The sequence below is a fragment of the Peribacillus sp. GL_122 genome, from assembly GCF_057835005.1.
Map to the genome: position 1 here is coordinate 5,226,405 of NZ_CM174415.1, position 14,603 is coordinate 5,241,007.

At 41.9% G+C, this 14,603-nt stretch carries 17 protein-coding genes; 5 read left to right on the forward strand and 12 right to left on the reverse strand.

What is annotated here, in order from left to right:
• Positions 1 to 143: 143 nt before the first annotated feature.
• The 4 genes from AC3ISB_RS25420 to AC3ISB_RS25435 form a co-directional block, all read right to left on the reverse strand.
• The gene (locus AC3ISB_RS25420; protein WP_141992953.1) at positions 144 to 602 is read right to left on the reverse strand and encodes a DinB family protein; all 459 of its coding nucleotides are present in this window, start codon (positions 600 to 602) and stop codon (positions 144 to 146) included.
• An 11-nt stretch (positions 603 to 613) separates the two neighbouring features.
• Positions 614 to 811, reverse strand: coding sequence for a GNAT family N-acetyltransferase (locus tag AC3ISB_RS25425; protein WP_489274878.1), 198 nt, complete (start codon positions 809 to 811; stop codon positions 614 to 616).
• 40 nt (positions 812 to 851) lie between these two features.
• Positions 852 to 1,445, reverse strand: coding sequence for a GNAT family N-acetyltransferase (locus AC3ISB_RS25430; protein WP_489274880.1), 594 nt, complete (start codon positions 1,443 to 1,445; stop codon positions 852 to 854).
• 411 nt (positions 1,446 to 1,856) lie between these two features.
• A complete protein-coding gene (locus AC3ISB_RS25435; RefSeq protein ID WP_098371416.1) occupies positions 1,857 to 2,021 on the reverse strand; it encodes a YvrJ family protein in 165 nt (54 codons plus the stop codon).
• Between the two features lie 156 nt (positions 2,022 to 2,177).
• Between AC3ISB_RS25435 and AC3ISB_RS25440 the strand changes: the two genes are divergently transcribed.
• Both AC3ISB_RS25440 and AC3ISB_RS25445 read left to right on the forward strand, forming a co-directional pair.
• Positions 2,178 to 2,801: a sigma-70 family RNA polymerase sigma factor gene (locus AC3ISB_RS25440; protein WP_141992955.1), complete on the forward strand. Its 624-nt coding sequence runs from the start codon at positions 2,178 to 2,180 to the stop codon at positions 2,799 to 2,801.
• Positions 2,794 to 3,012 carry a hypothetical protein gene (locus tag AC3ISB_RS25445; protein ID WP_081395591.1) on the forward strand — a complete coding sequence of 73 codons (219 nt, stop codon included), beginning with the start codon at positions 2,794 to 2,796 and terminating at the stop codon, positions 3,010 to 3,012. The genes AC3ISB_RS25440 and AC3ISB_RS25445 overlap by 8 nt, the downstream gene beginning before the upstream one ends.
• 54 nt (positions 3,013 to 3,066) lie before the next feature.
• Here the strand turns inward: AC3ISB_RS25445 and AC3ISB_RS25450 are convergent, their stop codons facing one another.
• From AC3ISB_RS25450 to AC3ISB_RS25460, 3 genes are all read right to left on the reverse strand, one after another.
• On the reverse strand, positions 3,067 to 5,436 hold the full coding sequence (locus tag AC3ISB_RS25450; RefSeq protein WP_489274883.1) for a penicillin acylase family protein: 2,370 nt from the start codon (positions 5,434 to 5,436) through the stop codon (positions 3,067 to 3,069).
• Positions 5,437 to 5,731: 295 nt separating this feature from the next.
• Positions 5,732 to 6,169 (reverse strand): hypothetical protein, encoded by a 438-nt coding sequence (locus AC3ISB_RS25455; protein WP_098371419.1) that lies wholly within the window; start codon positions 6,167 to 6,169, stop codon positions 5,732 to 5,734.
• A 178-nt stretch (positions 6,170 to 6,347) separates the two neighbouring features.
• Positions 6,348 to 7,211: an STAS domain-containing protein gene (locus AC3ISB_RS25460; RefSeq protein WP_489274885.1), complete on the reverse strand. Its 864-nt coding sequence runs from the start codon at positions 7,209 to 7,211 to the stop codon at positions 6,348 to 6,350.
• A gap of 144 nt (positions 7,212 to 7,355) precedes the next feature.
• On the opposite strand from AC3ISB_RS25460, the gene AC3ISB_RS25465 reads away from it, so the two are divergent.
• Positions 7,356 to 7,499, forward strand: a complete 144-nt coding sequence (locus tag AC3ISB_RS25465; RefSeq protein ID WP_181762214.1) for a hypothetical protein — start codon at positions 7,356 to 7,358, stop codon at positions 7,497 to 7,499.
• A gap of 104 nt (positions 7,500 to 7,603) precedes the next feature.
• On the opposite strand, the gene AC3ISB_RS25470 is transcribed toward AC3ISB_RS25465, so the two are convergent.
• From AC3ISB_RS25470 to AC3ISB_RS25485, 4 genes are all read right to left on the reverse strand, one after another.
• On the reverse strand, positions 7,604 to 7,933 hold the full coding sequence (locus AC3ISB_RS25470; RefSeq protein ID WP_061465409.1) for a hypothetical protein: 330 nt from the start codon (positions 7,931 to 7,933) through the stop codon (positions 7,604 to 7,606).
• Between the two features lie 103 nt (positions 7,934 to 8,036).
• Positions 8,037 to 9,227 (reverse strand): MFS transporter, encoded by a 1,191-nt coding sequence (locus tag AC3ISB_RS25475; RefSeq protein ID WP_098371421.1) that lies wholly within the window; start codon positions 9,225 to 9,227, stop codon positions 8,037 to 8,039.
• Positions 9,228 to 9,376: 149 nt separating this feature from the next.
• Entirely contained in the window at positions 9,377 to 10,699 is a 1,323-nt protein-coding gene (locus AC3ISB_RS25480) for an APC family permease (RefSeq protein ID WP_489274888.1), read from the reverse strand.
• Positions 10,700 to 11,073: 374 nt separating this feature from the next.
• Positions 11,074 to 11,901: an undecaprenyl-diphosphate phosphatase gene (locus AC3ISB_RS25485; RefSeq protein ID WP_377409677.1), complete on the reverse strand. Its 828-nt coding sequence runs from the start codon at positions 11,899 to 11,901 to the stop codon at positions 11,074 to 11,076.
• A 153-nt stretch (positions 11,902 to 12,054) separates the two neighbouring features.
• Between AC3ISB_RS25485 and AC3ISB_RS25490 the strand changes: the two genes are divergently transcribed.
• Positions 12,055 to 12,798: a glycerophosphodiester phosphodiesterase gene (locus AC3ISB_RS25490; RefSeq protein WP_181762215.1), complete on the forward strand. Its 744-nt coding sequence runs from the start codon at positions 12,055 to 12,057 to the stop codon at positions 12,796 to 12,798.
• A gap of 60 nt (positions 12,799 to 12,858) precedes the next feature.
• Here AC3ISB_RS25490 and AC3ISB_RS25495 read toward each other — a convergent pair whose 3' ends face one another.
• On the reverse strand, positions 12,859 to 13,062 hold the full coding sequence (locus tag AC3ISB_RS25495) for an alpha/beta-type small acid-soluble spore protein (protein ID WP_057278019.1): 204 nt from the start codon (positions 13,060 to 13,062) through the stop codon (positions 12,859 to 12,861).
• A 164-nt stretch (positions 13,063 to 13,226) separates the two neighbouring features.
• Between AC3ISB_RS25495 and AC3ISB_RS25500 the strand changes: the two genes are divergently transcribed.
• Positions 13,227 to 14,513 carry a glycoside hydrolase family 18 protein gene (locus tag AC3ISB_RS25500; protein WP_141992961.1) on the forward strand — a complete coding sequence of 429 codons (1,287 nt, stop codon included), beginning with the start codon at positions 13,227 to 13,229 and terminating at the stop codon, positions 14,511 to 14,513.
• Positions 14,514 to 14,603 lie beyond the last annotated feature (90 nt).

Consider the following 14,603-nt stretch of genomic DNA (forward strand, 5'->3'; position numbering starts at 1 on the left):
ATAAAAATCTAGCTTAGATAGATATCAAAGATAAGTTTCTTAGACTCTATACTTCAATGAAACATTTTGAAAAAACCTCGGAATTCCTTTCAATATAAAAAACTGGTAATGCAACTTGCATTACCAGTTTTAAAGTATAAAGCCTATAAAGCCCGATCTATTAAACTGGCGGATACCGGTTCGATGCCCATTTCCCTCGACCAGATGGACAGCTGGCCTATATGGTGAATTTCGTGTGCTATCAGATGGCGCAGTATCCTGCCTTTTTCGTATGTCCCCTCCATCCATGATGGCTGAATCATTCCATTCTCATCATCAATTGAATGCGAGTTTAAATAGTCCATGACCTCAGAATGATAACGGATAGATAGATCTTCCACTTTTTCGATCGTATCATAAGCGTCCAAATCGATCGCGACATCAGGCTTCCCTTGTATGGCCTTGATCCAGCTGCATTCGACATCGATAATATGGGCAAGAGTCTTCAGTATATTGCCCATCCCTCCTGTGCGCTGCCGTTTCAGTTCCTCACTCGGCATGGCCCTGCACCATTTGAACCACTCACTTCGCACCTGCCAGTTATAAATGAATAATGTCAACATCATCCCAGCCCCTAACTCTTTGTCGTCCCTTTGTATTGATAATAATCCTGTCTTTGGATGGTTTTGAATCCACAAGATTCATAGAGTCTTAAAGCATGCTCATTAGTCGCCTCGACCTCGAGAAAAATATCATATCCCAGCTGGCATTGTTCGGCTACTACCTTTTTCAATGCCTTTCTGCCAAGTCCTTTTCCCTGATATTTTGGCAAAATGGAAAATCCGTAAATCCATGCTTCCCGGTCTGAGTGATCAACACGGATCTTTACCGACCGCGCGGCCATCCTTTTCAATCATCATGGTTTTCAGAGTATCCTCATATAGGATGCGCTGATAATAATCCTTCGCCTCTTGTTTCGTAAATTGAAAACATTGAATATCCAGCTGAATTTCCGTTTTCTCATCATCTCTCCTTGAAGGGCGAACGACTGCATCGCCATAATCGTCAAGCTCCGTTTCGGACCACTTCATTTGAAACTCAGAAAAAGCAAACTCACATGGGAGCTGTTTCAAAAATCCTGTCCCTGAATGGGATTGGGCAGGTGAGTTCAAGAGAATCAACTTATAGTTGCGCTCCACGGCACTCCTTATAGCCTCTTCCAGCAGCTTTGTAAAAATGCCTTGCCTCCGGTAATCAGGATGCACCATCCCGCATATCTCCACTTTGTTTCCGAAATCGTAAAGACCAATAAAACCAACAAGCTTCAATCCATCATAGTGAAAAAAATCATTCTTATGCACACCATTTCGACTGCGAAGCGTTTCCCAGTTCAGCTTTAAAGTAAAACCTTCACGTTCACATTCTTGCTGTAGGATTCGAATATCTTCTAGCTGTTTATCCTTCAAATTATCCACCCCTTTTCCATATTATCAGTTTATTACCAAAAAATAAGAAAAGCAGCACCCTTTTACTTGGATGCCGCATACTATTCATAAGTTTATTGATGAATGTTGTTTTTTTAAAAGTATTTTCACTTTAATCCATAAAACTAAAATCGTACGAGGGGAGGATTTCCTATCTAATTCCATTGTCGGATGAATTATAGTAGTAAAATGATTCCAAATGATGATTATTTTTTACCTATTTTGTGCTATATTCCAAATAATGGTTTACCATTATTTTACTTGAGTTTAAAGGAGGGATTTAACTAAGTCTTGATTTTCAGAGTACCCATTTCTTTATACCCGAATTCCGGACCCTTTTTAGAATAGAATCCGAAATTCGGTGTTTATCACCTGGCACATTACGTCCTGAGGTTATCGTTTTTTCGTTTTATGAGCGGACTTTTTTAAGTTCTCTACGTCCGTTGTCAGTTCTTTTAATTGTTTACCGAAGCGGAAGAGCAAAAACATAGAAACGACGAATGGATAGCCAAATTCGCTAACTAATGAAACCCACATACTAGCATCCTCAATCATCATCCTCTTCACCCCTTTTCTTGTATCTGATATCTAAAGTGAAACTTGTTTAAAAAAATCAATCTAGCACTATTGATTTATGGAAAAAAGAACGAATGTTCCTATATAATTGATTTATTCCCCTTGTCTTTCACTTTATTAATTAAAGGAGGGATAACAATGAACCAATTAACTTCTCATTTTTTTTCTCATTCATTGGAGTTTCTGCAGCAACAGTACTCATCTTTCTTTGAACAACCGATCATTCAAGTATTTTTACAGAACCCAGAGCATTTAAAGATTTTCACTGAAACTCTTGATTCCCCTTCAACCTACAACATTGGTCATCTGAACGAGACTTTCAAAATTTTCTATTACCGGGCTAAAGTATACAAATACATGTGCTCCTTAATTTACTTTTTCTCTGTTGATTTTGATAAAAGGGCACGGAAGCAGCGGGAACGCTATCGAATGGTACTTGATGCGACACCAAGGGATACTGGCGGATTGATCGATCTAATCGGCACCTTGGACGGTCAACTTGAAAAGATGGGGGAAACGAATGAACTCGCTTCACACATAAGTGATGAAGAGATGATAAAAGCCTTGAAGAAGTTAACAGTCAAACAAAGCCTGGTATTGACCATGATCTTTTCCTACGGCCTATCCAACAAGGAAATTGCTGCCTATTTCCATGAGTCGCCACAGAATATCTCAAGCATCCGTAAACAAGCTTTAAAAAAACTTCGAAAGCACTATATGGATGAGGTATATGTTAGAAAGGAGAAAAGCCATTGTGGATAAAAAACTGTCAAAAGAAGAATTGTTGGATCTCATAGACTCTTTGAATCCTAAAATAAAAAAATCGTTAAAAAACACGAACTATCAAGACCGAAATGATCTGGAGCAAGAAATTAAACTCAAGATCATTGAATCATATGAAAAAATCGCAGCAATCGAGGCCCCTAATTTTGAGGAGTTCCTTGCAGAATTCTTTACTAAGCAAAAACAATGAAAAAGTACCAAGTCCAGAGCAAGGATGCTGGACTTGGTATTTTTTTTCTGAATATCAGTATGATGGTTTCAATGTCAGCTTATCCCCTTTTGGATCATCCATTGTGGTCTTGTGATAAGTACCTTCTGCCCAATCATCAAGCTGATCATGGTACCACTTACTTTTAACGTTACCTGATTGACCCGGGCCAACGAGGTGATATCCTTGATTCATGTCGGCTAGGTCGATGACGAATCTCCAGGAGCCACCGTGATTAACGGTTCCATCATCTAAAAATGCCGCCGCCTGTACGGTGACACTGCTACCGCCTACCGGTATTCCGCCGCCGCTGTTAAATAAATAATTTAACGGGACTACACTCGATAGCGGGTGGTTAAACCTGACCTGATGATATTCTCCCCATTCCCAATCAGTTATATCGTCACCTTGTGATTCTTCAAGATCCGTTAACGTCATCTGTAACGACTTGGCAAGCACCTGCTCAAGTCCGCCTGCCTCTTCAATCCAAGGGCCCGGTTTACCGTCCAGCGCCCGCCTTAGTAGTTCATCAACGGCCGAACGCCTTCCATTAAAGAGGTTGAGGGTTTCTTCCGGTATTTCTTCCGTAAGCAGAACATCCCCTATTTTTTTCATCCAGACATTGAAAATCATCGGTGCCGCTTCATCAACGGAATCAATATGATTCCATTTCTTCAGAATCGTTAGTGCCTGGTCTTCCTGTTTCCCCGATGGACCTTTCAATACATCCACGAATTGAGGAACAAACTCCTTGGCTTGCAAATTCACCTTATCCATCTGCAGGCTTTGCATATCCTCGGCAGTAAGCTTTTTATTGGCTTTTAAAAACTCCTGTATCCTCATCTGACGGTACGGCTGTGCCCAGTTATTGCTGATGTGGTAAGGGTAATCATCCGAGATGACTTTATTATTCGCTGTCGAAATGAATCCCTCTTCCGGATTCACCGTTTTTGGAAGTTCATCAAAGGGAATAAAGCCTTTCCACTCAAATTCATCCGTCCAGCCAGGTACAGGCAGCATACTATCGCCTTTTTTCCGGATTGGGATTTTCCCATTCGCCTTATAGGCAATGGTCCCATCGGTTGAGGCAAAGACGAAATTCTGTGCCGGCGTTTCGAATTTCGAGAGGGCCTTTTCGAATTCTTTCCAGCTTCCCGCTTTATTCATATTCAGTACAGCTTCAAGCTCGGCGGATGGATCAAGTGCCGTCCACCTTAATGCAAGCACGGTATCTTTTCCGCTTTTCCCGGCAAACTCGGAGACCACAGGTCCATGGCGGGTAACCGTCACTTGATAGTCAAGTGTTTTACCATCCTTCACCTTGATGGGTTCGTCCAAGATATCGGCTTTCTCCCATTTACCTTTGTAGGAGAATTCTTTCTCGTTTTCCGGGTTCCTCCTCTCGATATACAGATCCTGAACATCAGGACCGGTATTGGTCACACCCCAAGCGACCTTTTCGTTATGACCTAGTATGATTCCCGGAATCCCCGCAAAAATAACACCGCTCACATTGACTGACGGGGCCTCCAAATGCATTTGATACCAAACGGATGGTGTAGCTAATCCCAGATGGGGATCATCCGCCAATAACGGCTGACCGGAATCCGTTTTCTTGCCTGAAACGACCCAATTATTGCTGCCATTGAATTCATAAGGAATAACGGCCCCGGCAAAACTTTTTTCAATATCCAGTTCTTCCTTGCTGATGATATATGGAGCGTTCTTTGGATAATCAGGAAATAAATCATATGCTTTTTCCTTTGGGAACGTTTGCAGCAAATACTGCCTAAACGCCTGATCCTCCCAGTTCCCGCCTAAATCAAAGGCCATATATTTACCGATGGTCAGCGAGTCGACGGGTGTCCAAGGCTCTGGTTCGTATCCAAGCAGAGTGAACTCCGCCGGCCATTTCCCATTCTCCTTCAATTCATCGATATAAAGATTTACCCCCTCGGCAAACACATCCAAGGCTTCTTTCCCATCACTTGAATATGCTGCATAAGAGGCTTCAGCCGCCCGCCTCAAGCCAAGTGTGCGGAAATACTTATCATTTTTGACGGTTTTCTCACCAATCACTTCACTCAATCTTCCTGACGCCTGACGCCTGCTTAAATCCATTTGAAATAAGCGGTCCTGTGCTTGGATATACCCTTGGGCTAAATACAAATCATGTTCATTCGCTGCGTTGATATGCGGGACCCCACTTGAATCCCTCACCACTGTAACCGGTTCCAAAAGACCTGGAAGCGATATATCCCCCTTTGTTTCCGGCAAGGATCTTGAAAGAAATACATTTGCAGCTATCAAAACGGACAGCAAAAGAATAATCAGGATACCAAAACTCCATAGCGCACGCTTTCTCCACTTCCGTTTTGGCTTTTGCTGAGGTATGGCAACTTCCATCGCTTCATCTTCCTCTCCCCTTAAAACTCTCTTTTTTTCTATTTTAGATATTCCGCGTTTATCCCCATCTTTCCTACCAACTTCCTTACATTCTCTCTTTTTATTTCCGAAAGGTTGGAAAGGCGCAAGGTCGGACTTTACTCGCACAAGGACGGATTATTCCGAGCAAGGTCGAATTAGTGCCGTAAAGTCGAATCATCCCGCTTATAGTCGAATTACTACCGCGAAATTGTACCGATAAACTTTGAATCAAATGCAAAAACACCGATACAATGTATCGATGTGGCAGGGGATGCTAGCTATTTGCAAGAATGTATTCAATCACTTTATCTGCATCGTCTGTATAAAAGAGAGCCTTATCAAAGTCATGGGCCGCCTTCGTCTCGGCTTCCATGTATTCAATCGGGGAAAGGAGTCCAAAGAGTCTCTTCCATTTGTTGGTTTTCTCCAGAAGTTTTCTTTCCCTTTTTATATCCTCTGGTATGAATTCATTAATGATAAAACACGGGTCGGAAAATGAAGGGTCCTGAAAACGTTCGTTCAAGGCTCGCAATTTATCCCGATCCCATTCCACCCTTACCAAGTCCGATATGACCGAGACATTTTGGACTGAGTCGAGGATGCGTTTGGACAAAACATCATATTCTTCATCCTCCAGCCCTTTATCCGTCATGATTCCTACACAATACCATTTTTCGTTATGATCAGGTTCTTCACTTTTCTTGAAAAACACTCTTCATCCACCTTCCTTACACGCTTTACATGTCCTATTTAATACAAATGAAGATCAACATGTCCGCCGACGTCATTTCACTATAACATGGAGAAATGGCGATGGGCGATAAAATATGAATGCTGCTGGAATGTTAGCCTGACATAGAAAAAAGATACCCTGAAAAAGGATACCTCCATCATACTGGCCGAACAGCCAGTCCCCTTTGTTTAAACAGATATTCCAGAGCCTGCCTGAACGATAGAAAGGCTTTTACCCGATTTGCAAAATCAAGTGTGACGATCTCTTTCACGACATCAGGAGTAAAGCCGACAAAAATCGTTTCCGTCCCCATCAACGCCAGTGCCCCCACTAATTGATCCAGCAGGGAGAGCATATTGCTTTCCTTCGTAAAGGTAATTCCCGAGAAATCCATGATTATTACTTCCGCATGCAAATCTGCACATTTTTGCAGCACAGTCGATTGCATCGACTCCATTCTCCAATCGTCAATGCGTCCGATCAATGGCAAGAGCAGCACATCCTTTAATACGGTCTGAACGATCGGGGTGGACAGTTCTTCCATGACTTCTTGGTTTTCTTTTATCTTCCGCAAAGAATCGTTTGCCATTTTCGCCATTTCTTTATAATGATTCACGTAACTGATACTTACACAGTGTATGAATTGGTCCAGGATTGCATCTATTATCGAGCTTGCCTTTAGCAGAATTTCGATGGAGTAATAGCGATTGCTTACTTCTTCTTCAATGAAACTCCAGAAAAGATTGCGTATCAGCTGAGCTTCCTCAATATTCTTATCTAAAGGAATGCCCATATCCACGATGCGCTTACCTATTTCCATACCCGTTATTTTCATACTTTCCATCGCTTGTGCCTTTCCATGAATCAAGGCATCTGCATGTATTTGAATAAGCTTTGACCGTACCTCTTTACTCGTTTCAAAATCATAGAGCGGTTCCTCTTCTTCAAACAACTCTATATGCTCCACTAAGATATATTTAAATTTTTCAATTTTTTCACCGATCATTCTTAATTCTTCCATATGGACCTCCCATACAGGGCTTTTATACATTTTATCAAATAATGAATGGTTAAGGATATAAAATCCTTCTATTGCCAATATGATAATAGACGTTTACCCTTTTCTACATAAGGGTATTATGATATATGACTTGGAGGGATTATCATGAAAAAAGATCAAAAAGACTTTGAATCTGAAAACATGAGCGATTTAGTCGAACTCATAAACAGTAAAAATAACAGCCGCAGAATCATGGATGTACTTCGGCGTAATAAAAAGGATAAAAGTAAAACCAAAGATAAAAAATGAAAAAGCCCAGTCCAAAACGGTCTGGGTTTTTGAGTGGATAAAAAAAGAGCTGAGTTGCTTTATTATGCAAACCCAGCTCTTCCGTCATTAAATATTGATAGCCTCTACCTTTTTCTCCGGATTTCCTTCACATGGTTCCCTTCAGTAGTAATATAGACTGTTTCATCAATTTTGTATGTTAAATAACGGTCACAATCAATTTCCAACGTTTTCCCATTGTTGAATTTCATTGCGCAATTGGATCCCTCTTCGGTTTCCGTCACATCAATGACTTCGTTCGTCTTAAAACCGACTGCCTTGCCATCGGAGAAATGAGGATAATATTTTTCAACAATCTCCACCTTTTCCAATCTGCCCGGACTTGTTAAGTATACAACGAATAATATAATTAAAACGGCTATTAACCCAATGAGAATTACTGCTTTTCGTTTCACTCTATCTATTACCCTCTTCTCTTATCAATCTATTATTCAATATCCATTTTCACTAGATTATATTCAGGATTCCGGAAAAACATGATAGAAAAGATCATTTTATTTAAACGGTTTTCACTTTTCCAGCCATCATTGCACAAACGGCCGCCAGGATGATCAGAATGGATACAGCCGAGATGACCCCTCCCCAGCCGAACTTCATCAGGAATAAACCGCCTGATGCCCCCACTACACTTGATCCCGCATAGTAAAACAGGAGATATAAAGCGGACGCTTGTGCCTTTTCATTCTTATCAGCCAACCTTCCGACCCAGCTGCTCGCAATTGAATGAGCTCCAAAAAAACCAAATGTAAACAATGCAAGCCCCATTATTTTAAGCAAAAGCGGATCCAATAAGGTTAAAAGGGCGCCCATCAGCATGATTGCGATTCCGATAAGAAGTACATGCCTCCGACCATATTGATCGGCAAGCTTCCCCATCCATGTGGAACTGAATGTCCCCACAAGATAGATAATGAAAATGAAGCCTATCAATGTTTGAGATAAATGATATGGCGGTCCCATTAAAGGTATGCCCACAAAGTTATAGACGGTAACGAACGAGCCCATTAATAGGAAGGCCATGCCGAATAATAGTACTAGTCTGCCATTCCTTAAGTTATTAATAAGGGAGGTTTTGATTCTCGAAAATGAGGCCCCTACGCGGATGGCATGCTGCGAAGGCGGAAGCATCCACCAAAAAGCCAGACTGATGATCAAACTTAAAGCCCCAAGGCTTCCAATCGCTATGTTCCATGAAAAATGGTCGGTCAGCACCCCAACAATCAGCCTGCCTGCCAATCCGCCGATACTCGAACCACTCACATAGATCCCCATCACATAGCCCAGGCTTTTCGGATGAAATTCTTCATTGATATAGGCCATCGCAATTGCCGGGAAACCTGCAAGCACCGCTCCTTGAATCGCCCGTATTGCGATAAGGATGTATAGGTCATCCTGGATAAAGCTGACACATATGGATAACAATGCAGACAGAGTGAGGGCCGTCCCCATTATTTTTTTCCTATCGATATTTTCTGAGAAAAAGGAAACAAGCAATAAACAGATGGCAAGCGTTCCTGTTGCAAAAGATAATGTAAGACTTGCCATTGCAGGAGAGACTCCGAATTGCTTTGCGAAAACCGGTATGACCGGTTGGGTACTATACAGATCCGCAAACGTTACAAAGCTACCAAGAAATAAAGCCAAGATTGTTTTCCTGAATGATTTACCAGCAGGCTCGATATAATTCACTTTTGTTCAGACCCTTCACTATTTAACTTTCCCCCTATGTTAATACGAACTTCCCGAGTTGTCTATTTCGCCACTTTTGTCCAAAGGGAAAGTTTCGTTCCAGCAATTTTTAAAAAAACCCTCCACTGCATGCAGTGAAGGGTTTTTCATTAATATGACCGTTTATCATTCCGCTCACTTTTTTTAAGCAGCCAGTACACAGGCATTCCTATAATGAGGATGATCACCGAGTACAGGGCATTTAAAGGTGTTTGGATTAATGTGCTTAAAACAATATATATTGCACCAGCAATCGCCACGATGGGGATGAATGGGTAAAATGGTACTTTATAAGTTTTTGCATCCGGATCTTTTCTGCGTAAGATGAAGACCGCAAAGAAGGCTAATCCATAAAAGCAGAAGACAGAGAATACGGCCATATTGGTAAGTTTGTCAGGGTCTGTTGCAACCATCATGATGATTGCAATGATCACTTGTAATATCGTCGCATTTATAGGCGTTTTGAACTTGGGCGATATTTTTCCGATTTGTTTATGGCCTGGCATCATTTTATCAGTCGCCATCGCCAAGGTAATGCGCGGAAAGGTCAAAAGCTTTCCGTTCAAGCAACCGAAGATTGAAATCGCAATTCCGATTGATATCAATTTCCCGCCCAATTCACCGAATAAAAGCGTTGCCGCAACATTCGCTGCATTCGTACCATGAGCTATGACTCCCTCCGCCCCCAATACATGAAGCATGGCAAGGTTCACAGCCAAGTAAGCGACCATGACCACGACTAATCCCGTTATGATTGCCCGCGGCAGCGTTTTCTGCGGGTTTTTCATTTCCCCAGCCATGAAGCCGACATTCATCCAGCCATCATAAGCCCAGAGCGTAGCCAAAATCGCACCGGCCATACTGATTTTCATTGAACTTTCACTATCGATATTGAATACAGGCATATCACCTTGTGCGATACCGAACACCGCTATGAAGATGATGGGGATTAATTTAGCAACGGTCGATAAGGTTTGGATGATACCGCCGTATTTTGTCCCCAGAAGATTCATGCCTGCAATAAATACGATCGTAAAAATCCCTATCGCCAAAGTGTAGCCAGAAGCGATATTAAATATTCCTGCGACTAATAACCCGAAGTATAAACTGAGTGCGCCCATGACTGCAGGTCCATATACCAATGTCTGAACCCAGCCGCATAGGAATCCCCACGCTTTTCCGTACACTTCTTCCATATAGACATATAAGCCTCCCGTTTTAGGGATACGTGTACTCACTTCCGCAATCGTCAACCCGCTTGCAAGGGTAATCAGGCCGCCAATCAGCCAAGCTAATAAGGCCATGGTTGAATTACCGCTTAACTCAAGCACGTCACCAGGTCTCATGAAAATACCAGAACCGATAACTGTACCAACTACAATTGATGTTCCAACCCAAAAGCCAACCGTTTTCTTCAATTGGTCATTTCCCATGTTGTCCTCCCCAGGTGTACACATGTACTTTATTTATACTAAAATTATATCATACAAATTATACGAGAATAGTTTATGCAATCATTTGAATATTACAAAAAATATTCAAACACGTTGGTATCACTACGCTCAGGGAGCATTATTTCATTTATATTTTTTTTACTAATTATGTCTGAAACTGCATCAAAAACCGAATATTTTTTTATTACAAAAGGATTTATTGATAATTACCTTGATAATAACGAATTAAAAACCATAAAACTCAATTATCATTCGTGATGAATTTTCTGTGATTCCCGTATTTTTTCGGCCACAAAAAAAGCCACCCCGAATCAACGGGGTGGCTCCTCTCCTATTTCACGCTTCATTTCGTATTACCAAATAATGAATAGAAGCACAACCGCCAAGACGATCCGGTAAATGGCAAAAGGAGTCAATTTAACTTTATTGATTAAAATCAAGAAAAAGCGGATACAGAATAACGCAAAGATAAATGCACTGATGAAACCTGCAATAAAGAATGGCAGAACTTCAGGCGTGAAGAACTCCCAATATTTCACGATTTTCAAGAGACTGGCACCAGCCATGATCGGCACTGCCATGATGAACGTGAAATCGGAAGCAGCGCGATAGCTCATTCCTAAAAGCACTCCTCCGGAAATGGTTGAACCTGAACGCGAGAATCCCGGCCACAGTGACAAACATTGAATTAACCCTACACCGAAAGCTTGTTTATAAGTGATTTGGTCAACCGTTTCTGCAGTCAGTTTTGGACGGAATTTATCCGCAGCAATCATCAATAACGCGCCAAGGAACAATCCGACGATGACCGTCTTCATCGTAAATAAATGTTCATCAATGTAATCTTCGAATAATAGACCTAAAACGCCAGCCGGCAGCAATCCGATGAATATCTGCAATAGGTTAAGCTTTGGTCCCTTCACAGCACCTGTATCTTTCAACTTCCTTAACCCAAGCAAGTCCATGAACCGTCCCCAGAAGAGCACGACGACGGCGAGTATCGAACCAAGCTGGATGACCACCTTAAAGGCATTGGCTACTTCACTCCCGAAGATCTCGGTCGATTTCAACCATAAATCATCGACGATGATCATATGCCCTGTAGACGATACAGGAGCAAATTCAGTTAATCCTTCTACAAGACCAAGGATAACTGCAACAAAAATTTCCCACATATTCATTTTATTCACCTCATATTTCGAACACCTATTTATGGAAATACCATATGTATTTTACTCGTTGTTTAAAATATTGTCTATTAAACATTGCTGAAACAATTCATTGATACATGTATGATAGGGTTCAAGATAAAGTTTAAAGGGGATGTGATAATTTTGCAAAACATACTTATTTTTGCCCATAGGGGGTCCAAGGGAACGCATCCTGAAAATACCATGGCTGCATTTCAAAAGGCGGCAGAAATTGGGGCTGAAGGGATCGAGTTCGATGTCCATCTCAGTTCTGATGGGGAATTGGTCATCATCCATGACGAAACACTTGATCGAACGACCACCCTTACTGGTTATGTAAAAGAGCATTCAGCACAAAGGCTGAAAACGGCTGATGCCGGGAGCAAATTTTCCAGTGAATTCCTTGGGGAGCGGATTCCTTTTTTAATGGACGTTTTCGACTGGGCTAAGGGAAATGCTTTATTGATGAACATCGAAATCAAGACGGATAAACTCGCTTACGAAGGAATTGAACAGAAGATCATTGATTTAATTCATCAATATCAAATGGAAAAGCGGGTGATCCTCTCTTCCTTCAACCATCAATCGATTGAAAAAGTGAAGAAGCTTGCTCCAGAACTTGAACGTGCATTATTGTTCGAGGGGCTTCCTGAAAACTTCGAAGAAATCTTACGTGATAAAAAAGAATCGGGTTTCCATCCAGATAAAAACAGCCTGACTCCAGCAGTTAATGAAACAGCGAAAAAACTTGGATATAAAATCCGGCCTTGGGTCGCCAACGATGAAGCCGACATCGTCAAGCTGGCAGAGTTGGGAGTCGACGTCATCATGACCGATTTCCCTGAAAAGGCAATCAAGATTTTAAAGGCATGGCAGGCAACTAGCTGAACAATGCGAAAGAGAAGGAGCGATGCTCCTTCTCTTTCTAATCCATTTTTATTCAGTTAATTAACGAGAATATCCGCCTAATTGTTGTTCAGCCATTTGAACCAAACGTTTTGTGATTTCCCCACCAACTGATCCGTTAGCGCGAGAAGTAGTGTCAGCACCTAGGTTTACACCAAATTCACTAGCGATTTCATTCTTCATTTGTTGAAGGGCTTGTTCTGCACCAGCTACTACTAGTTGATTGCTGTTATTGTTGTTTGCCATGTGTTTTCACCTCCTACTAATATTAATTAGCATTTTAAGCTTAAATTATTATTGCCAATTTATTGAATTTTTTTGATTACCGTCTCTCAAACCTAAGCTCTTTATCATGAATTTCTTTTTATGCTCATAAACTGTTAGGAAACTTTCAGTAGGAGGGAAAAGAATTGCAAATACATGTGGTTAGGCCAGGCCAGACGTTATATGGCATCGCCCAGACATACAGCGTAACCGTTGACAGGCTCGTCGAATCAAATAAGATCCCTAACCCAAATAATCTTGTTTCGGGGCAGGCCCTTGTCATTCCAATCGTCGGCAGTTATTATTTCGTTCAACAGGGTGATAGTTTATATTCGATATCTCAAAAAGTTGATGTCCCTGTTCAAGAATTGGCAAAAATAAATGGCATTTCCGAAAATCAAAACCTATCCGTTGGATACCGGCTCTATATTCCGGCACGAAAGAAAAGGACCGCCGAATTCAACGGTTATGTCGAGCCGCGGGGTACATCGGTTGCACCGGCCCTTGAAACGGCCGCCAGGGAAGCCGGGCCCTATTTAACCTACTTAGCCCCATTCAGCTTCCAGGCGCTTCGTGACGGCTCCTTAAAAGAGCCTTTGCTCAATGAATTCCCTGCCATCGCCAGAGAAAATAAAAATGTTCTGATGATGGTCATCACGAATCAGGAAAATGACCAATTCAGCGATGAGCTTGGGCGAATCATTTTAACGAATACTTCCGTTCAGAATAAGTTCCTGAACAATATCGTTACAACGGCAAAGAAATATGGATTCCGGGATATTCACTTTGACTTTGAGTTTTTAAGGCCGGCCGATAAAGAAGCGTATAATCAATTTCTCCGAAAAGCCAAGGAACGATTCAAGAAAGAAGGATGGTTCATTTCCACGGCACTTGCCCCTAAAACAAGTGCAGAGCAAAAAGGCCGTTGGTATGAGGCACATGACTATAAAGCACATGGTGAAATCGTCGACTTCGTTATCATCATGACTTATGAATGGGGATATAGCGGAGGACCGGCAATGGCTGTGTCTCCTATTGGACCTGTTAGGGAAGTTCTCGAATATGCTGTCACCGATATTCCCTCAAACAAGATCCTGATGGGGCAGAATCTATATGGCTATGATTGGACCCTGCCTTTTGTACAGGGATCCACTGCCAAGGCCGTGAGTCCGCAGCAGGCCATCCAGATTGCGGCGGCCAATAATGTTGCCATCGAGTATGATGAAACCGCACAGGCCCCGCACTTCAACTATACCGATATAGAGGATAGGCGCCATGAGGTGTGGTTTGAAGATGCCAGATCCATTCAGGCAAAATTCGATTTAATCAAAGAACTGAACCTAAGGGGAATGAGTTATTGGAAGCTCGGCTTAGCCTTCCCTCAAAACTGGCTGCTCATCAGTGATAACTTTAACGTCCGGAGAAGGGTCTAAGAAAAGATAAAGGAATACCGAAACGCAAACTGGCATATAATCAATCATCGAGCATGAAGTCCAGTTCAGGATACGTGACTCAACCATAAA

Excerpts from the sequence above, each read along its gene's own strand:
- AC3ISB_RS25480 (WP_489274888.1), bottom strand. The coding sequence starts at position 10,699 with ATGGGAAATGACCAATTGAAGAAAACGGTTGGCTTTTGGGTTGGAACA.
- AC3ISB_RS25495 (WP_057278019.1), bottom strand. The coding sequence starts at position 13,062 with ATGGCAAACAACAATAACAGCAATCAACTAGTAGTAGCTGGTGCAGAA.
- AC3ISB_RS25465 (WP_181762214.1), top strand. The coding sequence starts at position 7,356 with ATGAAAAAAGATCAAAAAGACTTTGAATCTGAAAACATGAGCGATTTA.
- AC3ISB_RS25460 (WP_489274885.1), bottom strand. The coding sequence starts at position 7,211 with ATGGAAGAATTAAGAATGATCGGTGAAAAAATTGAAAAATTTAAATAT.
- AC3ISB_RS25420 (WP_141992953.1), bottom strand. The coding sequence starts at position 602 with ATGTTGACATTATTCATTTATAACTGGCAGGTGCGAAGTGAGTGGTTC.
- AC3ISB_RS25440 (WP_141992955.1), top strand. The coding sequence starts at position 2,178 with ATGAACCAATTAACTTCTCATTTTTTTTCTCATTCATTGGAGTTTCTG.
- AC3ISB_RS25485 (WP_377409677.1), bottom strand. The coding sequence starts at position 11,901 with ATGAATATGTGGGAAATTTTTGTTGCAGTTATCCTTGGTCTTGTAGAA.
- AC3ISB_RS25450 (WP_489274883.1), bottom strand. The coding sequence starts at position 5,436 with ATGGAAGTTGCCATACCTCAGCAAAAGCCAAAACGGAAGTGGAGAAAG.
- AC3ISB_RS25435 (WP_098371416.1), bottom strand. The coding sequence starts at position 2,021 with ATGATGATTGAGGATGCTAGTATGTGGGTTTCATTAGTTAGCGAATTT.